The organism is Burkholderia sp. BC1 (genome assembly GCF_052683555.1).
In genome coordinates this window covers 158168-180979 of the sequence record NZ_JBQYLP010000002.1, presented here as the reverse complement: position 1 = coordinate 180979, position 22812 = coordinate 158168, and the positions used below count along the sequence as shown (strand labels likewise).

At 68.7% G+C, this 22812-nt stretch carries 20 protein-coding genes; 17 read left to right on the top strand and 3 right to left on the bottom strand.

The genetic code is table 11. The features are described from left to right. The first annotated feature begins 53 nt into the window (after nt 1-53). From ACSHSS_RS02070 to ACSHSS_RS01995, 16 genes are all read left to right on the top strand, one after another. Nucleotides 54-2126 (top strand): ribonuclease catalytic domain-containing protein, encoded by a 2073-nt coding sequence (locus ACSHSS_RS02070; protein ID WP_445544512.1) that lies wholly within the window; start codon nt 54-56, stop codon nt 2124-2126. Further along, a complete protein-coding gene (gene aroE, locus ACSHSS_RS02065) occupies nt 2123-2989 on the top strand; it encodes a shikimate dehydrogenase (RefSeq protein WP_445544511.1) in 867 nt (288 codons plus the stop codon). Before ACSHSS_RS02070 ends, aroE begins: the two co-directional genes overlap by 4 nt. Nucleotides 2990-3005: 16 nt before the next feature. Further along, entirely contained in the window at nt 3006-3743 is a 738-nt protein-coding gene (mtgA, locus tag ACSHSS_RS02060) for a monofunctional biosynthetic peptidoglycan transglycosylase (RefSeq protein WP_012214149.1), read from the top strand. A 448-nt stretch (nt 3744-4191) separates the two neighbouring features. Continuing rightward, on the top strand, nt 4192-5799 hold the full coding sequence (locus ACSHSS_RS02055) for a S10 family peptidase (protein WP_445544510.1): 1608 nt from the start codon (nt 4192-4194) through the stop codon (nt 5797-5799). Nucleotides 5800-5890: 91 nt separating this feature from the next. Further along, a complete protein-coding gene (locus ACSHSS_RS02050) occupies nt 5891-6292 on the top strand; it encodes an EF-hand domain-containing protein (protein WP_060042592.1) in 402 nt (133 codons plus the stop codon). 367 nt (nt 6293-6659) lie between these two features. Continuing rightward, nucleotides 6660-7559 (top strand): IclR family transcriptional regulator, encoded by a 900-nt coding sequence (locus ACSHSS_RS02045; protein WP_006400380.1) that lies wholly within the window; start codon nt 6660-6662, stop codon nt 7557-7559. Further along, nucleotides 7556-8581 (top strand): 2-dehydro-3-deoxygalactonokinase, encoded by a 1026-nt coding sequence (locus tag ACSHSS_RS02040; RefSeq protein WP_006400379.1) that lies wholly within the window; start codon nt 7556-7558, stop codon nt 8579-8581. The genes ACSHSS_RS02045 and ACSHSS_RS02040 overlap by 4 nt, the downstream gene beginning before the upstream one ends. 28 nt (nt 8582-8609) lie before the next feature. After that, nucleotides 8610-9287 carry a 2-dehydro-3-deoxy-6-phosphogalactonate aldolase gene (locus ACSHSS_RS02035; RefSeq protein WP_445544509.1) on the top strand — a complete coding sequence of 226 codons (678 nt, stop codon included), beginning with the start codon at nt 8610-8612 and terminating at the stop codon, nt 9285-9287. Beyond that, nucleotides 9287-10066: an SDR family oxidoreductase gene (locus ACSHSS_RS02030; protein ID WP_012467467.1), complete on the top strand. Its 780-nt coding sequence runs from the start codon at nt 9287-9289 to the stop codon at nt 10064-10066. Before ACSHSS_RS02035 ends, ACSHSS_RS02030 begins: the two co-directional genes overlap by 1 nt. A gap of 107 nt (nt 10067-10173) precedes the next feature. Continuing rightward, a complete protein-coding gene (locus ACSHSS_RS02025) occupies nt 10174-11169 on the top strand; it encodes an arabinose ABC transporter substrate-binding protein (RefSeq protein ID WP_006400377.1) in 996 nt (331 codons plus the stop codon). A gap of 76 nt (nt 11170-11245) precedes the next feature. Next, nucleotides 11246-12757: an L-arabinose ABC transporter ATP-binding protein AraG gene (gene araG / locus ACSHSS_RS02020; RefSeq protein WP_006407595.1), complete on the top strand. Its 1512-nt coding sequence runs from the start codon at nt 11246-11248 to the stop codon at nt 12755-12757. Between the two features lie 74 nt (nt 12758-12831). Continuing rightward, nucleotides 12832-13848, top strand: a complete 1017-nt coding sequence (gene araH, locus ACSHSS_RS02015) for an L-arabinose ABC transporter permease AraH (RefSeq protein ID WP_006400375.1) — start codon at nt 12832-12834, stop codon at nt 13846-13848. A 22-nt stretch (nt 13849-13870) separates the two neighbouring features. After that, nucleotides 13871-14665, top strand: a complete 795-nt coding sequence (locus ACSHSS_RS02010) for an SDR family NAD(P)-dependent oxidoreductase (RefSeq protein WP_006400374.1) — start codon at nt 13871-13873, stop codon at nt 14663-14665. 70 nt (nt 14666-14735) lie between these two features. Further along, nucleotides 14736-15797, top strand: a complete 1062-nt coding sequence (locus ACSHSS_RS02005) for an aldose 1-epimerase (protein ID WP_105841347.1) — start codon at nt 14736-14738, stop codon at nt 15795-15797. Nucleotides 15798-15837: 40 nt separating this feature from the next. Further along, on the top strand, nt 15838-16665 hold the full coding sequence (gene pyrF, locus ACSHSS_RS02000) for an orotidine-5'-phosphate decarboxylase (protein WP_006400372.1): 828 nt from the start codon (nt 15838-15840) through the stop codon (nt 16663-16665). 217 nt (nt 16666-16882) lie between these two features. After that, nucleotides 16883-17941, top strand: a complete 1059-nt coding sequence (locus ACSHSS_RS01995) for a hypothetical protein (RefSeq protein ID WP_006415688.1) — start codon at nt 16883-16885, stop codon at nt 17939-17941. 36 nt (nt 17942-17977) lie between these two features. Here ACSHSS_RS01995 and ACSHSS_RS01990 read toward each other — a convergent pair whose 3' ends face one another. The 3 genes from ACSHSS_RS01990 to thiL are packed head-to-tail and all read right to left on the bottom strand — an operon-like array spanning nt 17978 to nt 20045. After that, nucleotides 17978-18478, bottom strand: coding sequence for a CinA family protein (locus tag ACSHSS_RS01990; RefSeq protein ID WP_006400369.1), 501 nt, complete (start codon nt 18476-18478; stop codon nt 17978-17980). 30 nt (nt 18479-18508) lie between these two features. Next, complete coding sequence (locus ACSHSS_RS01985; RefSeq protein ID WP_035949293.1) at nt 18509-19057, bottom strand: phosphatidylglycerophosphatase A family protein; 549 nt, start codon at nt 19055-19057, stop codon at nt 18509-18511. Next, nucleotides 19047-20045 (bottom strand): thiamine-phosphate kinase, encoded by a 999-nt coding sequence (gene thiL, locus ACSHSS_RS01980; RefSeq protein WP_445544508.1) that lies wholly within the window; start codon nt 20043-20045, stop codon nt 19047-19049. Before thiL ends, ACSHSS_RS01985 begins: the two co-directional genes overlap by 11 nt. Before the next feature lie 136 nt (nt 20046-20181). Here thiL and ACSHSS_RS01975 point away from each other — a divergent pair, with 136 nt between their 5' ends. Beyond that, nucleotides 20182-22524, top strand: coding sequence for an NADP-dependent malic enzyme (locus ACSHSS_RS01975; protein ID WP_039224410.1), 2343 nt, complete (start codon nt 20182-20184; stop codon nt 22522-22524). The last annotated feature ends 288 nt before the right edge of the window (nt 22525-22812 follow it).

The following is a 22812-nucleotide window of genomic DNA, read 5'->3' as shown; positions in this document are numbered from 1 at the left end:
ACATCATGCGGCGCCGTCTGCGCGGCGTCCGGCAGTCTGAACGAGAGTACTGAGTGAACGTTTTCTTCGAGGAATCGGGCAGTTTCAAGGCGGGCAGCGTGCTGTCGCGCCAGGGCGACGCGTTTCAGGTCGAGTTGCCCGGCGGGCGGCGCGCGAAAGTGCGCGCGAAGGACGTGCTGATCGAATTCGAGAGGCCGGCCGCGAGCGAGCTGATGCAGGAAGCCGATGCGGCCGCGCAGCAGATCGACCTGGATTTCCTGTGGGAATGCGCGCCGGCCGAGGAATTCGCCTATACGGCGCTCGCCGAAGAGTACTTCGGTGCGACGTACGGCCCGGTCGAACGCGCGGCGCTGGTGCTGCGGCTGCACGGCGCGCCCGTCTACTTCCGCCGCAAGGGGCGCGGCCAGTATCAGCGCGCGCCCGAGGAGCAGCTGAAGATGGCGCTCGCGTCGCTCGAGCGCAAGCGCCAGCAGGCCCTCGTTCAGGCCCAGTACGAAGAGGAGCTGAAGGCCGGCAAGCTGCCGGACGCATTCGCCGGCAAGGTGCTCGGCCTGCTGACGCGCCCCGACAAGAACTCGATCGAATACAAGGCGCTCGAGGCGGCGGCCGGCGCGCGCGGCGTGTCGCCCGCGCGGCTGATGCTCGATTGCGGCGGGATCGCGTCGGCGCGCGCGCTGCACGAAGCGCGCTTTCTCGCGGAATTCTTCCCGCACGGCACCGGCTTTCCGCCCGTCACCGTCGGCAGCCTGCCCGACGACCTGCCGCGCGCGGACGTGCAGGCGTTCTCGATCGACGACATCACGACGACCGAAATCGACGACGCGTTCTCGGTCGAGCATCTGTCCGACGGCCGCGTGCGGGTCGGCGTGCACATCGCGGCGCCGGCGCTCGGCATCGTGCGCGGCGACGCGGTCGACGCGATCGCGCGGGCGCGCCTGTCGACCGTCTATATGCCGGGCGACAAGATCACGATGCTGCCGGACGACGTCGTCGAGGTCTTCACGCTGAAGGAGGGCGACTATCGCCCGGCGCTGTCGCTCTACATCATCGTCAATCGCGAGACGCAGGACATCGTCGCGAGCGAGACGCGCGCCGAGCTCGTGTTCGTGAAGAGCAACCTGCGCCACAACACGCTCGACGAACTCGTGACCGAAGAGTCGCTCGCGGCCGGCACCGGCGACTATCCGCACAAGGACGACATCGCGGTGCTGTGGCCGCTCGCGCAGGCGCTGTTCGAGAAGCGTCAGGTCGCGCGCGCGGGTTATGGGCTGAAGCGCGAAGTACAGCGCAATACCGACTACAACTTCTACGTCGAAGGCGAGCACGTGACGATCACGCCGCGCCGCCGCGGCTCGCCGCTCGACCTGATCGTGTCGGAGCTCGCGATCCTCGCGAACTCGACCTGGGGTGCGTTCCTGCACGACCACACGGTGCCGGGCATCTACCGGACGCAGCGCGGCTTCGGCGCGCCGGGTCCGAAGCGCACGCGGATGCAGACGACGGCCGCGCCGCACGAAGGGCTCGGCGTCGCGCAGTATGCGTGGAGCACGTCGCCGCTGCGCCGCTACGTCGACCTCGTCAACCAGTGGCAGCTGCTCGCCTGCGTGCAGCACGGCGTGACCGCGAAGCTGGCCGCGCCGTTCAAGCCGAAGGACGCCGATCTGTACGCGGTCGTGCAGGGATTCGACGATACCTACACGGCCTACGCGGATCATCAACGCCGGATGGAGTATTTCTGGTGCCTGCGCTGGCTTGCGCAGGAGCAGAAGAAGCAGGTCGTCGCGACCGTCGTGAAGGGCGATCTCGTGCGCCTCGAGGAAATCCCGCTGCTGCTGCACGTGCCGGCGCTCGGCGTCCATGCGCGCGGCACGCGCGTGCTGCTCGAGGTGATGGCGCTCGACGAGCTGACGATCGAGGCGTCGGTGCGGCTGCTGCACGTGCTCGACGCGCCGGTCGTCACGAGCGGCGACGCGGCCGACGAGGACGACGAAGCCGGCGACGACACGCTGCTCGACGCGCAGGAAGCGTCCGCGCAGACCGAGGCCGAAGCGCTGGCCGAATCGGACGACGCCGCGCCGGGCGCCGATGCCGACGCAGGCGCATCGCAGCAGGAGCGCGCATCGTGAGCGCGACCGCCTCGACGCGCGGTGCCGACCGCTACGTGGTATTCGGCAATCCGGTGGCGCACAGCAAGTCGCCGTTCATCCACGCGCAGTTCGCCGCGCAGACGGGCGAGGCGATCGACTATACGCACCGGCTCGCGCCGGTCGACGGCTTCGAGGCCGCCGTGCGCGCCTTCATCGCCGAAGGCGGGCGCGGCGCGAACGTGACGGTGCCGTTCAAGCTCGACGCGCATGCGCTTGCCGACACGCTGTCGCCGCGTGCGGCGGCGGCCGGCGCCGTCAATACGCTGCGTTTCGATGCAGACGGCCGCATCTACGGCGACAACACGGACGGCGTCGGCCTCGTGCGCGACATCGAGTCGAACCTCGGCGTGTCGCTCGCGGGCGCGCGCATCCTGCTGCTCGGCGCGGGCGGCGCGGCGCGCGGCGTGGTGCTGCCGATGCTCGACCGGGCGCCGCTGTCGATCACGATCGTGAACCGCACGGCGAGCAAGGCCGAAGCGCTGGTCAGCCAGTTCATGCAGGCCGCGCACGACGCAGGCTGCACGCTCGCGGGCGGCGGCCCCGGCGAGGTGCGCGCGCAGCCGTACGACGTGATCGTCAACGCGACGGCAGGCAGCCTCGACGCGGCGCTGCCCGAGTGCGACGCGGCCGCGTTCGGCGCCGGCACGCTCGCGTACGACATGATGTACGGCGCGCAGCCGACCGTGTTCATGCAGCACGCGGCGTCGCTCGGCGCGCGCACGGCGGACGGGCTCGGCATGCTCGTCGAGCAGGCCGCCGAATCGTTCTTCGTGTGGCGCGGCGTGCGCCCCGACGGCGCGCCGGTGCTGGCCGCGCTGCGCCGCGCGCTTGCGGCGAACTGAACGGCGCGAGCGGCACGTGGTAGCGGTGACCGGTACGCAACGCACGCGCGTGGTCAGCCCGACGCGCTGGATCGTCTACGCGGGCGCGGTGTTCGCGGCCGCATGGCTCGCGACCCAACTGTTCTATTTCGTGCAGATTGCAATGTGGTCGTTCGTGAATCCCGGTTCGACCGCGTTCATGCGTACCGACGCGTGGTGGCTGTCGCACGACACGCCGCCCGCGCAGATCCAGCATCAGTGGGTGCCGTACGACAAGATCTCGCGCAACCTGAAGCGCGCGATCATCGCGTCCGAGGACGCTACCTTCGCGACCAACAACGGCTACGACGTCGACGCGATTCTGCAGGCGTGGGAGAAGAACAAGGCGCGCGGCCGGATCGTCGCCGGCGGCTCGACAATCACGCAACAGCTCGCGCGCAACCTGTTCCTGTCGCGCGAGAAGAGCTACATCCGCAAGGGGCAGGAACTGATCATCACGTGGATGCTCGAAACGCTGCTCGACAAGGAGCGGATCTTCGAGATCTATCTGAATTCGGTCGAATGGGGGCGCGGCGTGTACGGCGCGGAGGCCGCCGCGCGCTATTACTACCGGATCCCGGCGAGCCGCCTCGGCGCGTGGCAATCCGCACGCCTCGCCGTCATGCTGCCGAAGCCGCGCTGGTTCGACGCGCATCGCGGCTCCGCGTATCAGGCGCAGCGCGCGGCGATCATCGCGCGCCGGATGGGCGCGGCCGAACTGCCGCAATCGGAGTAGCAGACGTTTGCCGTGACGGCGGCGTCGCCGCATGCCGCTCGTATTGCTCGCCGTCCCTTCATGCCTCGTTTGTGCGCCGCAGCGACTGCACACCGGATTCGTTCCGCGCGGCTTTCTCTAGATTAAACCGTCTATTTCGCGTTGCTGAGCAATGCGGGTCTTCATGCGCGCACATCGTCGCGTACCGGACGCGATGCGCGCGATTTCGCCGCTCCGGCGACGCGCACACGCGCTGCTGAAAGTCGGATGAAAACCAACGTTTCGGCATTCGAAGCGTGTCTGTAAGGTGTGCGCCGCAACGGCCGCCCGCGCGAATATTTCAAAATTTTTCAATGCTGACACGCTCGCGTATATTGGCCGGCACCGCGGCTGACCCGCCGCGCGAACGAGGTGGGGGGCGGCCCGACCGGCTGCTCGACATAACAACATCGAGAGAGGGAAGGCAACGATGCCAGCAAGCCAAGCGAAGCTGTGGTTGGGAGTCGTGTTTTCTTCGCTGATCCTGACGGCCTGCAACGACGACGTCACGTCGTCCGTCGCCAGCGCCGGCGATTCAGCACAGTCCGCCGCGCAGGCGGACAAGCCCTACGCCGATCCGAACAGCTATTCGTCGAATGCGAACGCGTCGCTCGATGCGTCCGCCGCGGTCGAGCAGGCCGCCGTCACGCATCACCAGATCACGCTGAACGGCCAGACGATCCGCTACACGGCCACGGCCGGCCATCTCGTCGCGCGCGATCCGCGCAGCGGCGCACCCGAGGCGTCGTTCTTCTACGTCGCCTACACGGCCGACAACCAGCCTGCCGCGAAACGGCCGGTCACGTTCCTCTACAACGGCGGCCCGGGCTCCGCCTCGGTATGGCTGCATCTCGGCTCGTTCGGCCCGAAGCGGATCCAGACCGGCGATCCGAACGCGAACACCTCGACATTTCCGTTCGTCGACAACGCGGAGAGCCTGCTCGACACGACCGACCTCGTGTTCGTCGACGCGATCGGCACCGGTTATTCCGAGGCGATCGCGCCGAACACGAACCAGACGTTCTGGGGCGTCGACCAGGACGCCGGCGCGTTTCGCGATTTCGTGACGCGCTACCTGAGCGTGAACCAGCGCAACGATTCCCCGAAATACCTGTTCGGCGAATCGTACGGCACGCCGCGCACCGACGTGCTCGCGAACCTGCTGGAGACGGCCGGTGTCAAGCTCGACGGGATCGTGCTGCAGTCGTCGATCCTCGACTACAACGCGAACTGCGACATGGCGAGCGATTACGTCGGCAATTCGAACAACGGCGCGAGCGCGGTGAGCTGCGCGGGCTTCGTACCGTCGTACGGGACGGTCGGCGCGTACTACCAGCTCGACAATCCGAATCCGCCGAGCCTGCCGCCGTATGCGGACCAGATGCGCCTGCTGACGGCCGGCAGCTACGCGCCGGCCGTGAACGCGTATCTCGCGAACCATACGCCGCCGTCGCCGAGCCTCGTGACGACGATGACGAATGCGACCGGCGTGAAGGCGTCGCTGTGGAACGCCGATTTCAACGTCGTGCCGACCTTCTTCGACAACAGCTTCCAGCTGTCGCTGCTTCCCGGCACGCTGATCGGCCGCTACGACGCGCGCGTGAACGTACCGGTATCGAGCGCGCTCGCGGCCGACGGCGATCCGTCCAGCACCTTCATCACGAAGCCGTTCACCGACACGATCGCGAGCTATCTGCCGAACGAGCTGAAGTACACGGCGAAGACGGCCTATGCTGTCAGCAGCAACGCGATCAACACGTGGGACTGGAGCCACGACGGCCTTGCGATGCCGGACACGATTCCCGACCTCGCGGCCGCGCTGACGCTGAATCCGGCGCTGAAGATGCTGTCGCTGAACGGCTATCACGATATCGCGACGCCGTTCTACCAGACCGAGCTCGACCTCGCGCGGCTCGGCACGCAACCGAACCTGACGATCAAGGACTATCAGGGCGGACACATGGTCTATCTCGACGATACGTCGCGTCCGCAGGAGAAGGCGGATCTGGCGGCCTTCTACCGCACGGCCGCGCACTGATGCGACACGCGGCCGGTGCGCGCGTCGGACGAATCGCGTCCGCACGCGCCGCGCCGGCCGTCGACGACCTCATTCCAGACTGGAGCCTGACATGCAAAAACGTCTCATCGTCATCGCCGCGGCGCTCGCAGCAGCGGGCGTCGCGCTGTCCGCGGCCGCGTTCGCGCAGGCGAGCGACGCGGCCGCACCCGCGCGCGCACGGCAGGCGCAGCTCGGCGACCCGTACGTGCCGCCGGCCGCGCGCCGCCCGACCGCCGGCACGCAGACGACCGGCGCGGCGCTGCACGCGCAGGTCGTGCGCAAGCTCGCGCGGCAGTTCAGCGCGGCCGACACGCAGAACACCGGTTCGATCACCGAAGCGCAGGCGCGCGCGGCGGGGCTCGGCTACGTCGCGAACCATTTCAGGCAGATCGACGCGAGCGGCAGCGGCCGCGTGTCGTTCACCGACGTGCAGCGCTACATGCAGACGCGCAGCGCGAGCGGACAGCAGTAGGCGATCGATCGCGACCGTGCGCGACGCGCGCGGCGGCAAACCGGGGGCGGAACCTGCGTGGCACGCGGATTTCGCCCCCGCGCATATCGGCGCCGCACGCCTCGAACGAGGATGGCCGATCGACCGTTTTTCTCATTATCTGGGCAGCGCATTCAAATATTGGAGGTGGATGCGTACGCTCCTACAATCCGAAGCACATCGACAGCTTCGGACCCGCACCGCGCGGCGCCCGACGCATACGGAGACACCTTCCATGACGTTTGCCGGGCGCTTTCCTCGGTGCTTCGCGCGCCGCGTTGCCGCGGCCGGGCTCGTGCCCGGCGCGCAGGACGCGGTTTCACCGATCCCGTTGAAGTAGCCCCGTCCCATGACCAAGATGCCCGACTCCCTCGCCCTCGACGCCCGGCGCGCGACGCCGGACGATGCACCGCTCAGCGACAGCATCGGCGCGACCAGCACGCCGCTCGATCTCGCCGCGCAGCAGGCCGGCACGCAGACGCTGTTGCGCGGCCTCGCGATTCTCGAAGCGATCGCGAACGGCGCGCGCGACATGCGCGCGATCGGCGCCGCGCTCGGCACGACGCGCAGCACCACGCATCGTCTCGTCAGCAGCCTCGTGCAGGCGCGCTATCTGCGCCAGGTGCAGGGCGGCTATCTGCTCGGCCCGAAGCTGATCGAACTCGGCACGATCGCGCTCGAGCAGATGCCGCTGACCGCCGTTGCGCGGCCGCATCTCGAGGCGCTTGCCGAAGCGACGCTCGACACGATCCATCTCGGCGTGCGCGACGGCGACGACGTGCTGTACATCGACAAGATTCCCGGCACGCGCGGGCTCGAAATGCGCTCGCGCGTCGGCCACCGGATGCCGCTCGCCTCGACCGGCATCGGCAAGGCGATGATGCTCGACCTCGCGCCCGAGACGTGGCGCACGCTGTTCGAGGCCGCGCGGCGCGCGCTCGCCGGCGTCAGCTTCAAGCCCGACAACCGGCCCGACTCGGCGGCGTTCCTGCAGCGGATGGCGCACTACGCGGCCGGCGGCTACACGTTCGACCTCGAGGAGAACGAGGCGTCGATCCGCTGCGTGGCCGCGCCGATCCGCGACGCGTCGGGCGCGATCGTCGCGGCGGTGTCGGTCGCGAGCACGATTCCGTACATGCCGCACGACCGGATGGACGAACTGATTCCGCTCGTGCAGCGCGAAGCGCGAGCCATTTCCGCGGAGCTGGGCTGGAGCCCGCCGCAGGGTACCCGCAGGATCAAACGATGACGAATCCGACCCGAACCGTTCCGGATGCCGCCGGCGCCGCAGCGTCGCTGATCGCGCTCGACTGGGGCACGACGTCGCTGCGCGCCTATCTGTACGATGCGCGCGGCGCGTTGCTCGACACGCGCAGCCGCGCGGCGGGCGTGATGCATGTGCCGGGCGGCAGTGCGCACGCATTCGACGCGGCGTTCGAGGATGCGTGCGGCGACTGGCTCGACCGCGCGGGCGCCGTGCCGGTGCTCGCCGCCGGCATGGTCGGCAGCGCGCAGGGCTGGCGCGAGGCGCCGTACGTCGCGGTGCCGGCCGGCGCCGACGCGCTCGTCGCGGGTCTCGTCACGGTGACGACTGCGCGCGGCGCGACCGTGTCGATCGTGCCGGGCGTGATCGCGACGGGCGAGCTGCCCGACGTGATGCGCGGCGAAGAAACGCAGATCGTCGGCGCGCTCGCGGCCGATCCGACGCTTGATGCCGATCGTTCAGGGCTCCTGATCGGGCTGCCCGGCACGCATGCGAAATGGGCGTGGGTCAACGGCGGCCTCATCGAGCGATTCCAGACCTTCATGACGGGCGAGCTGTTCGCCGCGCTGCGCGACCACACGATTCTCGGCCGCACGATGCGCGCGCCGGCGTCGCCCGATCGCGCCGCGTTCGAGCGCGGCGTGGCGGTCGCACGCGATGCGCAGCACACGGGGCTGCTCGGCACGATTTTCAGCACGCGCACGCTCGGCCTGACCGAGCGTCTCGCGCCCGATGCGCAGGGCGACTATCTGTCCGGGCTGCTGATCGGCCATGAGCTGAACGCGCTCGACGCGATGCTCGCCGAACGCGGCGCGACGCTCGCGAACCAGCCGCTGCTGCTGATCGGCGACGACCGGCTGTGCGCGCGCTACGTCGACGCGCTGCACGTGTTCGGCTGCATGCACGCGCGCGTCGTCGCGCACGCGACCGAGCGCGGGCTGTGGCAGATCGCGTCGCGCGCGGGGCTCGTGCACACGGACGGCGAACCCGTATGCGCGGGCCACTGAACCGAACCGATTGCGGAGGAATGTAACGATGTCGTCCGACCTGACGCTGCCCGCGCCGTACACGCCGCATGCCGGCCTGATGCGCGCGTTCGACGTGTGCCCGCTGATCGCGATCCTGCGCGGCATCACGCCCGCCGAAGCGGCCGAGCACGGCCGCGCGCTGTACGACGCCGGCTTCCGGCTCGTCGAGGTGCCGCTCAATTCGCCGGCGCCGTTCGACAGCATCGCTGCGCTGCGCCGCGCGTTGCCGGACGACGCCATCGTCGGCGCGGGCACCGTGCTGCGCGCCGAACACGTGGACCGCGTGCAGGACGCAGGCGGTGCGCTGATCGTGATGCCGCATGCGGATACCGCGGTGATACGCCGTGCCCGCGAGCGCGGCCTTGCCTGCGCGCCGGGCGTCGCGACGCCGACCGAAGCGTTCGCGGCGCTCGCCAACGGCGCCGACGTGCTGAAGATGTTTCCCGCCGAGCAGCTCGGCACGGCGGTCGTGAAGGCATGGCGCGCGGTGATCGATCGCGCGGTGCCGCTGGTGCCGGTCGGCGGAATCGCGCCCGACAACATGCAGCCGTTCCTCGCGGCCGGCGCGAACGGATTCGGGCTCGGCTCCGCGCTCTACCGGCCGGGCCAGTCGGCCGACACGACGGCCGTCCATGCGCGCGCGTTCCAGGCCGGCCTGCGCGCGGCGCGCGGCGGAGCCGCATGATGAACCGGCTGGCGGGCAAGGTCGCGATGGTTACCGGCGCGGCGCGCGGCATCGGCGCGGCGATCGCGCGCGCATTTGCCGGCGAGGGCGCGCGCGTCGCGCTCGTCGACGTCGATTTCGCGCAGGCCGAGCAGACGGCCGCGGCGATTGCGCGCGACGTCGACGGTGCACGCGTGCTGCCGCTGCATGCGGACGTCACGCAGCAGGGCTCGGTACGCGACGCGCTCGCGCAGACGGAAGCGGCGCTCGGCGCGCTCGACGTGCTCGTGAACAACGCGGGCATCAACGTGTTCGCCGATCCGCTGACGATGACCGACGACGACTGGCGCCGCTGCTTCGCGGTCGATCTCGACGGCGTCTGGCATGGCTGCCGCGCGGCGCTGCCGGGCATGGTCGAGCGCGGTCGCGGCAGCATCGTGAACATTGCGTCGACGCATGCGTTCCGGATCATCCCGGGTTGTTTTCCGTACCCGGTCGCGAAGCACGGCGTGCTCGGCCTCACGCGCGCGCTCGGCATCGAATATGCGGCGCGCAACGTGCGCGTGAATGCGATCGCGCCGGGCTACATCGAGACGCAGCTCACGCGCGACTGGTGGGACGCGCAGCCCGATCCGGCCGCCGCGCGCGCCGAGACGCTCGCGCTGCAGCCGATGAAGCGGATCGGCCGGCCCGAAGAAGTCGCGATGACCGCGGTGTTCCTCGCGTCCGACGAGGCGCCGTTCATCAATGCCGCGTGCATCACCGTCGACGGCGGGCGCGCGGCGCTGTACCACGACTGAACTGAAGCAACGATTCGACAGACCGCACATGCGCCGGCCGCGCGCACGCTGCGTCGACACCAACAAGCGGCCGCATCCTGTTCGATGAAGACAAGGAGACACTGGAGATGAAACGCAGAACGTTCGTCACGCTGGCCGCTGCGGCCGCGGTGGTGATGGGGAGCCCGATCGCGCACGCGGCCGATCCGGTGAAGATCGGCTTTCTCGTGAAGCAGCCGGAAGAGCCGTGGTTCCAGGACGAGTGGAAGTTCGCGGAGATCGCCGCGAAGGACAAGGGCTTCACGCTCGTGAAGATCGGCGCGCCGTCGGGCGAGAAGGTGATGAGCGCGATCGACAACCTCGCCGCGCAGAAGGCGCAGGGCTTCATCATCTGCACGCCCGACGTGAAGCTCGGGCCGGGCATCGTCGCGAAGGCGAAGTCGCACAACCTGAAGATGATGACGGTCGACGACCGCCTCGTCGACGGCGCGGGCAAGCCGATCGAAGCGGTGCCGCACATGGGGATCTCCGCGTACAACATCGGCAAGCAGGTCGGCGAGGGCATCGCGGCCGAGATCAAGAAGCGCGGCTGGGACATGAAGGACGTCGGCGCGATCGACATCACGTACGAGCAGCTGCCGACCGCGCACGACCGCACGTCGGGCGCGACCGATGCGCTCGTCGCGGCCGGCTTTCCGAAGGCGAACGTGATCGCGGCGCCGCAGGCGAAGACCGACACTGAGAACGCGTTCAACGCGGCGAACATCGCGCTCACGAAGAATCCGCAGTTCAAGCACTGGGTCGCCTACGGCCTGAACGACGAGGCCGTGCTCGGCGCCGTGCGCGCGGCCGAAGGGCGCGGCTTCAAGGCGGACAACATGATCGGCATCGGCATCGGCGGCTCCGACTCCGCGCTGAACGAGTTCAAGAAGCCGCAGCCGACCGGCTTCTTCGGCACCGTCATCATCAGCCCGAAGCGCCACGGCGAGGAAACCTCCGAGCTGATGTACACATGGATCACGCAGGGCAAGGCGCCGCCGCCGCTCACGCTCACCACCGGCATGCTCGCGACGCGCGACAACGTGACGAAGGTGCGCGAGCAGATGGGACTCGCATCGAAGTAAGGGGCGCCGCGCGGCCGTCGCAGCGATGCGGCGGCGCGCGGTCCATCGATCATGCAAGTGGAAGTGGAGAAGCGACGTGTCAGCGGCACTGCGTTTTGACAATATCGGCAAGGTATTTCCCGGCGTACGCGCGCTCGACGGCATCTCGTTCGACGTGCACGCCGGCGAGGTGCACGGCCTGATGGGCGAGAACGGCGCGGGCAAGTCGACGCTGCTGAAGATTCTCGGCGGCGAATATCAGCCCGACGCGGGCAGCGTGCTGGTCGACGGCCGGCCCGTGCATTTTCCGAATGCGGCCGCATCGATCGCGGCCGGCATCGCGGTGATTCACCAGGAGCTGCAGTACGTGCCCGACCTGACGGTCGCGGAGAACCTGCTGCTCGGCCGCCTGCCGAACGCGTTCGGCTGGGTGCGCAAGGGCGACGCGAAGCGCTACGTGCGCGAGCGGCTCGCCGCGATGGGCGTCGATCTCGATCCGGCCGCGAAGCTCGGGCGGCTGTCGATCGCGCAGCGGCAGATGGTCGAGATCTGCAAGGCGCTAATGCGCAACGCGCGCGTGATCGCGCTCGACGAGCCGACGAGTTCGCTGTCGCATCGCGAGACCGAAGTGCTGTTCAAGCTCGTCGACGACCTGCGCGCGCAGGGCCGCGCGCTGATCTACATCTCGCACCGCATGGACGAGATCTACCGGCTGTGCGACGCCTGCACGATCTTCCGCGACGGCCGCAAGATCGCATCGCACGCATCGCTTGCCGACGTGCCGCGCGAGCGGCTCGTCGCCGAGATGGTCGGGCGCGAGATCTCGGACATCTATCACTACGCGCCGCGCGCGCTCGGCGACGTGCGGTTCTCGGCCGAAGGCATCGAGGGCCCCGCGCTGCGCGAGCCGGCGAGCTTCTCGGTGCGTGCGGGCGAGATCGTCGGCTTCTTCGGGCTCGTCGGCGCGGGCCGCAGCGAACTGATGCGGCTCGTGTACGGCGCCGACCGCCGCCGCGCGGGCGCGCTGACGCTCGACGGCAAGCGCATCGACGTGAAGCGCACGGGCGACGCGATCCGTCACGGGATCGTGCTGTGCCCGGAAGACCGCAAGGAAGAAGGGATCATCGCGATGGCCTCGGTCGCGGAGAACATCAACATCAGCTGCCGCCGCCATTCGCTGCGCGCCGGGCTCTTCATCGATCGCAAGACCGAGAACGACACGGCCGACCGCTTCATCCAGCGGCTGAAGATCAAGACGCCGAACCGCCGGCAGAAGATCCGCTTCCTGTCGGGCGGCAACCAGCAGAAGGCGATCCTCTCGCGCTGGCTCGCCGAGCCCGACCTGAAGGTCGTGATCCTCGACGAGCCGACGCGCGGCATCGACGTCGGCGCGAAGCACGAGATCTACGACGTGATCTATCGGCTCGCGGAACGCGGCTGCGCGATCGTGATGGTGTCGTCGGAGCTGCCGGAAGTGCTCGGCGTGTCCGACCGCATCGTCGTGATGCGCGAAGGCCGCATCGCGGGCGAGCTGCCGCGCGCGCAGGCGAACGAGCACGCGGTGCTGAGCCTCGCGCTGCCGCAGGCGAGCGCGGTGCAGGCGGCGTGACGCCGCCGGGCACCGGATTCGAATCGATAGCGCGCGGCGCAGGGCCGCGCGATGCAGGAGCAGGAGACACAACCATGCAAGTCAACGAAAACCTCGCCAGCGCAGCCGTGAAGCCGTCGGCCGACGCGCTGGTGCCGCAGCAGAGCGATCGCCAGAAATGGTGGCAGCAGCTCACCGAGTACAGCCTGATCGCGATCTTCGCGGTGATGTTCATCACGATGTCGCTGACGGTCGATCACTTCTTCTCGATCGACAACATGCTCGGCCTCGCGCTGTCGATCTCGCAGATCGGGATGGTCGCGTGCACGATGATGTTCTGTCTCGCGTCGCGCGACTTCGACCTGTCGATCGGCTCGACCGTCGCGTTCTCGGGCGTGCTCTGCGCGATGGTGCTCAACGCGACCGACAACACGTTCGTCGCGATCGTCGCGGCGGTCGCGGCCGGCGCCGCGATCGGCTTCGTCAACGGCGCGGTGATCGCCTACCTGCGCATCAACGCGCTGATCACGACGCTCGCGACGATGGAGATCGTGCGCGGGCTCGGCTTCATCGTGTCGAAGGGGCAGGCGGTCGGCGTGTCGTCTGATACCTTCATCGCGCTCGGCGGGCTCACGCTGTTCGGCGTGTCGCTGCCGATCTGGGTCACGCTGCTGTGCTTCATCGTGTTCGGCGTGCTGCTGAACCAGACCGTGTACGGCCGCAACACGCTCGCGATCGGCGGCAATCCGGAAGCGTCGCGGCTCGCCGGGATCAACGTCGAACGCACGCGCGTCTACATCTTCCTGATCCAGGGCGCGGTGACCGCACTCGCGGGCGTGATCCTCGCATCGCGGATCACGTCGGGCCAGCCGAACGCCGCGCAGGGCTTCGAGCTGAACGTGATCTCGGCGTGCGTGCTCGGCGGCGTGTCGCTGATGGGCGGCCGCGCGACGATCTCGGGCGTCGTGATCGGCGTGCTGATCATGGGCACCGTCGAGAACGTGATGAACCTGCTGAACATCGACGCGTTCTATCAGTACCTCGTGCGCGGCGCGATCCTGCTGGCGGCCGTGCTGCTCGACCAGCTGAAGAACCGCGGCGCACGCGACTGAGCCGCCTACACGGAGACGCTGCATGACCACCGATTCTTCCGCGCGCGACGCGCATGCGAACTATGCGCACTATCCGAGCCTCGTCGATCGCGCGGTGCTGATCACCGGCGGTGCGACCGGCATCGGCGCGTCGTTCGTCGAGCACTTCGCGCAGCAGGGCGCGCGCGTCGCGTTCGTCGACCTCGATGCGGACGCGGGCCGCGCGCTCGCCGATCGTCTCGGCGGCGCACGTCACGCGCCGCTGTTCGTGCCGTGCGACCTGACCGACATCGAGGCGCTGCGTCGCGCGATCGACACGATCCGCACGCAGATCGGCGCGATCGCGGTGCTCGTGAACAATGCGGCGAACGACGTGCGGCATGCGATCGCCGACGTGACGCCCGCGTCGTTCGACGCCGGCATCGCCGTGAACCTGCGGCACCAGTTCTTCGCCGCGCAGGCCGTGATCGACGACATGAAGCGGCTCGGCGGCGGCTCGATCATCAACCTCGGCTCGATCAGCTGGATGCTGAAGAACGGCGGCTATCCGGTGTACGTGATGGCGAAGGCGGCCGTGCAGGGTCTCACGCGCGGGCTCGCGCGCGATCTCGGCCCGTTCGGGATCCGCGTGAATTCGCTGGTGCCCGGCTGGGTGATGACCGACAAGCAGCGCCGGCTCTGGCTCGACGACGCGGGCCGCGCGGCGATCAAGGCCGGCCAGTGCCTCGATGCGGAGCTGCTGCCGGCCGATCTCGCGCGCATGGCGCTGTTCCTCGCGGCCGACGACAGCCGGATGATCACCGCGCAGGACGTGATCGTCGACGGCGGGTGGGCCTGACCGTCGCGCGGCCCGCGTAGCGGCCGCCCATCGAGCGCATCGTTTCATCGACGAACGAAAGGAGCTGATCATGACCGCCACGTCCTCGCGCGCATCGTCGTCCACCAGCCAGTCGCGCCGCGCGCGTCTCGCGGCCGCCGCGCAGCCGGTCAGCGCCGGCCCGCAGACCGCCGTGTTCGCGCGCGGCGTCGGCGCCGCGCATGCGGCGGCCGTCACGCTGTCGAATGCGGCGCTGCGGGTCGACGTGCTGCCGCATCTCGGCGGCGGGCTCGCGCGCTTCGACTGGCGGCGCGACGACGGCGCGCTCGTGCCGGTGTTTCGCCGCTGCGCGCAACCGGAAACCGCGACGGACCCGAACGAACTCGCCTGCTATCCGCTGCTGCCGTACTCGAACCGGATCGGCGGCGCGCGCTTCGAATGCGACGGACGCAGCATCGCGGTGCCGCGCAACCGGCTCGACGAGCCGCTGCCGATTCATGGCGACGGCTGGCTTGCGTGCTGGCAGGTCGACGATGCGACCGACACGTCGCTGCGGCTGTCGCTCGACCGCCGCAACGGTGCGCCGTACGCGTTCCGCGCGGTCCAGTCGTTCGAGCTCGACGACGCGACGCTGACGATCGCGCTGACGATCGAGAACGCGGGCCGCACGCGGCTGCCGTTCGGGCTCGGCGTGCATCCGTTCATCGTGCGCGACGACGCGACCGAACTGGCGGCCGCGGCCGGCGGCCTGTGGCTGTCCGGCGCCGATTTTCTGCCGGTGCGGCACGTGAGCGTGCCGCCCGCGTGGCAGTTCGGCGTCGCCTATCCGCTGCCGGCGACGCTCGTCAATCACGCGTTCACGGGCTGGGGCGGCCATGCGACGGTGAGCTGGCCGCGTCGCGGCATCACGCTGACGGTCGCGGCCGATGCCGACGCGTATGTGCTCTACACGCCGCCCGGCGCGGATTTCTTCTGCTTCGAACCGGTCGATCATCCGATCAATGCGGTGAATCTGCCGGGCGGCGCGACGGCGCACGGGATGACGCTGCTCGCGCCCGGCGAGCGGCTGACGCGGCGCTTCGCGTTCAGCGTCGCACGCAGCGACGCGCGCACCGGCGCCGTCGCGCGCGAGGGCGGTCGGCGACGCGGGTAAAATACGCGGTCTACCAACGGTTTGCCGCGAGTATCCGCCCATGTCTTCCCCGCTTACTTTCATCGATTCGCTGCGCGCCGCGTGGCAACGCACGAATTCGCTGCTGTGCGTCGGCCTCGATCCCGAGCCGTCGCGCTTTCCCGCGCAGTTCGACGGCCAGCCCGATGCGATCTTCGAATTCTGCCGGCAGATCGTCGATGCGACCGCGCCGTACGCGAGCGCATTCAAGCCGCAGATCGCGTACTTCGCCGCGCATCGCGCGGAGGATCAGCTCGAGCGCCTGATCGCGCACATCCATCTGCAGCATCCCGGCCTGCCCGTGATTCTCGACGCGAAGCGCGGCGACATCGGCAGCACGGCCGAGCAGTACGCGCGCGAGGCATTCGAGCGCTACCGCGCGGACGCCGTGACCGTGAACCCGTACATGGGCTTCGATTCGGTCGAGCCGTATTTCGAACACGAAGGCAAGGGCGTGATCGTGCTGTGCCGCACGTCGAATCCGGGCGGCTCCGACCTGCAGTTCCTCGACACCGACGGCCGGCCGCTCTACCAGGTCGTCGCCGATCTCGCGGCGAACCGGTGGAACGCGAAGAGCGGGCAGCTCGGCCTCGTCGTCGGCGCGACGTTCCCGAAGGAGATCGAGATCGTGCGCGGGATCGTCGGCGACATGCCGCTGCTGATTCCCGGCATCGGCGCACAGGGCGGCGACGTGCAGGCGACGGTGAACGCGGGCCGTACGGCCGACGGTACCGGCATGATGATCAACTCGTCGCGCGCGATCCTCTACGCGAGCAGCGGCGACGATTTCGCCGAAGCCGCGGCGCTCGCCGCGCAGAAGACGCGCGACGCGATCAACGCGTATCGCTGATGCAGCCGGGCGCCCGCACGCGCGGGCGACCCGACCGTGCGCCCGCGCATGCGGGCGCCGCCTCGGACGCGGCGCTACCGTGTCGTCCCCGCCGCGCCGCAGTGGCGCGCGCGGACAACTTCCCGTCGTTTCCGCACTGCATGCACGCGCTGCAATCGCGCGATGCTGCCGCTTGTCATCGATCCGTCATCACAATGTCAAGAAAAGGAGCGACGCCATGCCGAAGCTGTATCGACGACTTCTGACCGCGCTTGCCGCGTCGCTCTGCATGACGTTCGCGCATGCGGCCGATCTCGCACACTGGCCGGCCGACAGCGCGAAGGCGCTGAACGCGATGATCGCCGCGCACGCGCATCGCGGCGACTACGCGGTATTCGATGCCGACAACACGACGTACCGCTACGACCTCGAGGAGTCGCTGTTGCCGTACCTCGAGCATCGCGGCGTGCTGACGCGCGACACGCTCGACGCATCGCTGAAGCTGATTCCGTTCAAGGATTCCGCCGACTACAAGGAATCGCTGACGAGCTACTACTACCGGCTCTGCGAGATCGACGATCTCGTCTGCTACCCGTGGATCGCGCAGGCGTTCGCGGGGCTGTCGCTCGCCGACCTGAAGCGCCACATCGACGCGATGCTCGCCGACGGCAAGCCGATCCCGATCCGCTACTGGCAGGGCGACAAGGTCGTCGACGGTACGGCGAACCCGCCGCGCTTCTTCCGCGGGATGCAGGAGCTCTACAACGCGCTGCGCGAGAACGGCATCGAGGTGTACGTCATGACGGCCGCGCACGAAGAGCTCGCGCGGCTCGTGCTGTCCGACCCGAAGTACGGCTACAACGTGAAGCCCGAGAACGTGATCGGCGTGACGACGCTGCTGCGCAATCCGGCGACCGGCGCGCTGACGACGTCGCGGCTGCAGATCAAGGCCGGCAAGTACGACGAAGCCGCGAACCGCAATCTCGTGATCACGCCGTTCCTGATGAACCCCATGACGTGGTACGAGGGCAAGCTCGGTTCGATCGTCGGCTGGATCGACCAGTGGAAGAAGCCGGTGCTCGTCGCGGGCGACACGCCCGCGTCCGACGGCTACATGCTGCTGAACGCGACCGACGTCGCGCGCGGCGGCGTGCGCGTCTGGGTCGACAAGAAGGACAAGCAGATGGCGCAGATCCGCGCATGGTCCGACGAATCGGCCGCGAAGCAGAAGGCGCTCGGCCTGCCGGTGACGGCCGATCGCAACTGGATCGTCGTGAAGCCCGACGCGATCCAGTAAGCGGCACGCGCGCAGCGGCGCACGGCCGCGCGCGCGTCAGCCTTCGCGTTCGTCGAGCAGCTTCAGCAGCCCGCGCAGCGCATGCGCGGCCGCCTGCGTGCGGATCTGCTCGCGATCGCCCTTGAATACGAGCGTTTCGACGTCGGTATGGAGCCGGTTGCTCCATGCGAACGACACGGTGCCGACCGGCTTTTTCTCGCTGCCGCCTGCGGGGCCCGCAATGCCGGTGACGGACAGCGCGACCTGCGCGCGGCTGTTGCGCAGCGCGCCTTCGGCCATCGCGCGCGCGACGGGCTCGCTGACCGCGCCGTGCTTCTCGATCAGATCGGGCGGCACGCCGATCATCTCGCTTTTGGCCTGATTCGAATACGTGACGAAGCCGCGCTCGAACCACTGGCTGCTGCCGGAGATGTCGGTGATGGCCGCGGCGATCAGGCCGCCGGTGCAGGATTCGGCGGTGGCGAGCATCAGGTGCTCGTCACGCAGCTTGTTGCCTGCGCGGATCGCAAGCTGATGGACGACGGAATCGGTAGGCATGCGCGTCTGGAAACGGAAGTCGGTAATCGGTCAGCCGACGAGCGAGCGCCACAGCGCGATCACGAGCAGCGTCATGAACGCGGCGACCAGATCGTCGACCATGATGCCGAGCCCGCCGCTCAGGCGACGGTCGAAATGGCGGATCGGCGGCGGCTTCACCATGTCGAAGAAGCGGAACACGACGAACGCCCAGAGCTGGCCGACGAACGTCGCCGGCGTGACGAACAGCATCACGAGCCAGATCGCGACGATCTCGTCCCAGACGACGGCGCCCGGATCGCCGACGCCCATTCTGCGCGCCGTGAAGCCCGTAATCGCGATGCCCGCGACGAACGCGAGCGCGATCAGCACCCACCATTCGGGCACGGTCAGATAGCGGTTCAGCGCGACGAACGTGAGCCAGCCGAACAGCGAGCCGAACGTGCCGGGCATGAACGGCGCGAGACCGCTGCCGAAGCCGAGCGACACGATGTGCGCGGGATGCGACAGCATGAAGCGCGCGCTCGCGCGCTGCGGCGCGCGGGGCGCCGTGCCGGTGTCGGGCGCGGCTTGCGGCGCGGGCGTCGGATCAGTCTGCATGGAAATGGTCGAAGCCGTGCAACGTGAGGGCGAGAGGCGCGCCGGCGGCGTCGTGCCACGCGATCGCGGGGCGCGCCGACGGTGCGGACAACGCGCGTATTGTACCGATACGCGTGACCGCGACGCCCGCCTTGGCGCCGGCCGCCGCGACCGCCGCGCGGGCGGACGCGGGCGCCGTGAAGCAGAGCTCGTAGTCGTCGCCGCCCGCGAGCGTGCAGCGACGCTGCACGTCGGCCGGCAGCGTCGCCAGCGCGGCCGAGCGCGGCACCGCGTCGGCGTCGATGTCGGCGCATACGTTCGAGCGCGTCAGGATGTGCTGCAGATCGCCGGCGAGGCCGTCCGAAATGTCGAGCGCCGCGTGCGCGACGCCGGCGAGCGCGACGCCGAGCGCGACGCGCGGCTCGGGCCGCTCGAGCGCCTGCCGGAACGCGGCCGCCGCGTCGGCGCCGGCCGTCCATTCGCCGCGCGCGACACCGAGCCCGGCGCGTGCGTCACCGAGCGTGCCCGACACCCAGACGTCGTCGCCGTCGCGCGCGGCGTCGCGGCGCAGCGCGGCGTCGGGCGCGACTTCGCCGAACACGGTCACGCACAGATTCAACGGCCCGCTCGTCGTGTCGCCGCCGATCAGCTCGCAGCCGTGGCGCTCGGCGAGCGCGAACAGCCCGTTGCTGAAGGCCTCGAGCCATGCGGCATCGGCGCGCGGCAGCGCGCACGCGAGCGTGAACGCGCGCGGCTCGGCGCCCATCGCGGCCAGGTCCGACAAATTGACGGCGAGCGTCTTGTGGCCGAGCGCCTCGGGCGCGACGTCCGGGAAGAAGTGCCGGCCCTCGACGAGCATGTCCGTCGAAATGGCCAGCAACTTGCCGGAACGCGGCGCGATCAGCGCGCAATCGTCGCCGATGCCGAGCGTCGACGCGCGTGCGCCGCGGGCCGCGCGGCGCGCGAAGAAGCGATCGATCAGCGAAAACTCGGACAGGGCGTCTGGCACGGCGAATGGACCCGAAGCGGTTGAAGGAACGGCATTGTACGGGGCGAACGGCAGCGGTTCCTGCACCGTTCAGTACATTTTTGTCGCGGCTGTTGCACCCGAATCGACGGTCAGAGGGCGGTCGATTGGCGCTACAATGCCGTCGAACAGTCATTCTAATCCGCACGTCACGAGACACATGTCCACCCAAGCCTCCTCCAAAGCCAAGCTCCGCGAAGCCGCCCTCGATTACCACGAATTTCCGACGCCGGGCAAAGTCGCCATCGCCCCGACCAAGCAGATGATCAACCAGCGCGACCTTGCGCTCGCGTATTCGCCGGGCGTTGCGTTCGCATGCGAGGAGATCGTCGAGAATCCGCTGAATGCCGCGCGCTTCACCGCGCGCAGCAACCTGGTCGGCGTCGTCACCAACGGCACCGCGGTGCTCGGGCTCGGCAACATCGGCCCGCTCGCGTCGAAGCCGGTGATGGAAGGCAAGGCCGTGCTGTTCAAGAAGTTCGCCGGCATCGACGTGTTCGACATCGAGCTGAACGAGTCCGATCCGCACAAGCTGGTCGACGTGATCGCCGCGCTCGAGCCGACCTTCGGCGGCATCAACCTCGAGGACATCAAGGCGCCCGACTGCTTCATCGTCGAGCGCGAAGCGCGCAAGCGCATGAAGATTCCGGTGTTCCACGACGACCAGCACGGCACCGCGATCGTCGTGGCGGCCGCCGTCACGAACGGGCTGAAGGTCGTCGGCAAGGACATCAAGAAGGTCAAGCTCGTCGCGTCGGGCGCCGGCGCCGCCGCACTCGCGTGTCTCGATCTGCTCGTCGACATCGGCCTGCCGATCGAGAACATCACGGTGACCGACCTCGCCGGCGTCGTCTACAAGGGCCGTACCGAGCTGATGGATCCGGACAAGGAGCGCTTCGCGCGCGAAACCGACGCGCGCACGCTCGCGGAAGTGATCGACGGCGCGGACATCTTCCTCGGCCTGTCGGCTGCCGGCGTGCTGAAGCAGGAGATGGTGAAGGGGATGGCCGAGCGCCCGCTGATTCTCGCGCTCGCGAACCCGACGCCGGAAATCCTGCCGGAAGTCGCGCTCGAAGTGCGCCCCGACGCCGTGCTCGCGACGGGCCGCACCGACTATCCGAACCAGGTCAACAACGTGCTGTGCTTCCCGTTCATCTTCCGCGGCGCGCTCGACGTCGGCGCGACGACGATCACGCGGGAAATGGAGATCGCGGCCGTCAACGCGATCGCGGAACTCGCGCAGCAGGAGCAGAGCGACATCGTCGCGACCGCGTACGGCATCCAGGATCTGTCGTTCGGGCCCGAATACCTGATTCCGAAGCCGTTCGATCCGCGCCTGATCGTGAAGATCGCGCCGGCCGTCGCGCAGGCCGCGATGGACGGCGGCGTCGCGACGCGTCCGATCGAGGACATGGAAGCGTACAAGCAGCATCTGCAGCAGTTCGTCTATCACAGCGGTACGACGATGAAGCCGATCTTCCAGATCGCGCGTGCGGCCCCGGAAGAGAAGAAGCGCGTCGTGTTCGCGGAAGGCGAAGAAGAGCGCGTGTTGCGTGCCGTGCAGATCATCGTCGACGAAAAACTCGCGAAACCGATCCTGATCGGCCGCCCGGCCGTGATCGAGCACCGCATCCAGCGCTACGGCCTGCGTCTGACGCCGGGCACCGACTTCACGGTCGTGAACACCGAGCACGACGAGCGCTACCGCGACTTCTGGCAGACGTACTACAAGATGATGGCGCGCAAGGGCATCAGCGAACAGCTCGCGCGCGTCGAAATGCGCCGCCGCACGACGCTGATCGGCTCGATGCTCGTGAAGAAGGGCGAGGCGGACGGGATGATCTGCGGCACGATCAGCACGACGCACCGTCATCTGCACTTCATCGACCAGGTGATCGGCAAGCGGCCCGGCTGCAGCGTCTACGCGGCGATGAACGGCCTCGTGCTGCCCGGCCGCCAGATCTTCCTCGTCGATACGCACGTGAACGTCGACCCGACGCCCGAGCAGCTCGCCGAGATCACGATCATGGCAGCGGAAGAAGTGCGCCGCTTCGGCATCGAGCCGAAGGTCGCGCTGCTGTCGCACTCGAACTTCGGCACGAGCAACGCGCCGTCCGCGCAGAAGATGCGCGATACGCTCGCGATCCTGAAGGAACGTGCGCCGGAGCTGACGGTCGACGGCGAAATGCACGGCGATGTCGCGCTCGACGCGGCGCTGCGCAAGGAAATCCTGCCGGAATCGACGCTCGAAGGCGACGCGAACCTGCTGGTGCTGCCGAACATCGACGCAGCGAACATCGCGTACAACCTGCTGAAGACGGCAGCCGGCAACAACATCGCGATCGGCCCGATCCTGCTCGGCGCCGCGCAGCCGGTGCACGTGCTGACCGAATCGGCGACCGTGCGCCGGATCGTGAACATGGCGGCGCTGCTCGTCGCCGATGTGAACGCCGCGCGCTGAGCGCACGCGCGCGGTGCCGGGCAGACCGGTGCCGCGCGGCAGGCGAAAACGTCAACAATCGAAAAAAAGGCGTGCCCGCAATGGGCACGCCGCCGGGCATCGTGCAAGCGCACGTCCCGCAGTCAACATCAGCATCTCCCTACCCTCGACGGTGAGCGCGGCAAGGAGGCAGGACTCGCCGCGCAGGAGATGCCGCGCTTATTTTATCCTATGTAAGATAAAAATGACGAATATTCGGTAAAAAATACGCGATTCGACAGGAAGGCGCGCTTTCGATTCCCAAACGAA

Bases quoted from the DNA above. Each gene is read 5' to 3' on its own strand.
- ACSHSS_RS02055 (WP_445544510.1), top strand. From the start codon at position 4,192: ATGCCAGCAAGCCAAGCGAAGCTGTGGTTGGGAGTCGTGTTTTCTTCG.
- ACSHSS_RS02050 (WP_060042592.1), top strand. From the start codon at position 5,891: ATGCAAAAACGTCTCATCGTCATCGCCGCGGCGCTCGCAGCAGCGGGC.
- ACSHSS_RS02045 (WP_006400380.1), top strand. From the start codon at position 6,660: ATGACCAAGATGCCCGACTCCCTCGCCCTCGACGCCCGGCGCGCGACG.
- ACSHSS_RS02040 (WP_006400379.1), top strand. From the start codon at position 7,556: ATGACGAATCCGACCCGAACCGTTCCGGATGCCGCCGGCGCCGCAGCG.
- ACSHSS_RS02035 (WP_445544509.1), top strand. From the start codon at position 8,610: ATGTCGTCCGACCTGACGCTGCCCGCGCCGTACACGCCGCATGCCGGC.
- ACSHSS_RS02030 (WP_012467467.1), top strand. From the start codon at position 9,287: ATGAACCGGCTGGCGGGCAAGGTCGCGATGGTTACCGGCGCGGCGCGC.
- ACSHSS_RS02025 (WP_006400377.1), top strand. From the start codon at position 10,174: ATGAAACGCAGAACGTTCGTCACGCTGGCCGCTGCGGCCGCGGTGGTG.
- araH (WP_006400375.1), top strand. From the start codon at position 12,832: ATGCAAGTCAACGAAAACCTCGCCAGCGCAGCCGTGAAGCCGTCGGCC.
- ACSHSS_RS02010 (WP_006400374.1), top strand. From the start codon at position 13,871: ATGACCACCGATTCTTCCGCGCGCGACGCGCATGCGAACTATGCGCAC.
- ACSHSS_RS02005 (WP_105841347.1), top strand. From the start codon at position 14,736: ATGACCGCCACGTCCTCGCGCGCATCGTCGTCCACCAGCCAGTCGCGC.
- pyrF (WP_006400372.1), top strand. From the start codon at position 15,838: ATGTCTTCCCCGCTTACTTTCATCGATTCGCTGCGCGCCGCGTGGCAA.
- ACSHSS_RS01995 (WP_006415688.1), top strand. From the start codon at position 16,883: ATGCCGAAGCTGTATCGACGACTTCTGACCGCGCTTGCCGCGTCGCTC.
- ACSHSS_RS01990 (WP_006400369.1), bottom strand. From the start codon at position 18,478: ATGCCTACCGATTCCGTCGTCCATCAGCTTGCGATCCGCGCAGGCAAC.
- ACSHSS_RS01985 (WP_035949293.1), bottom strand. From the start codon at position 19,057: ATGCAGACTGATCCGACGCCCGCGCCGCAAGCCGCGCCCGACACCGGC.
- ACSHSS_RS01975 (WP_039224410.1), top strand. From the start codon at position 20,182: ATGCCGTCGAACAGTCATTCTAATCCGCACGTCACGAGACACATGTCC.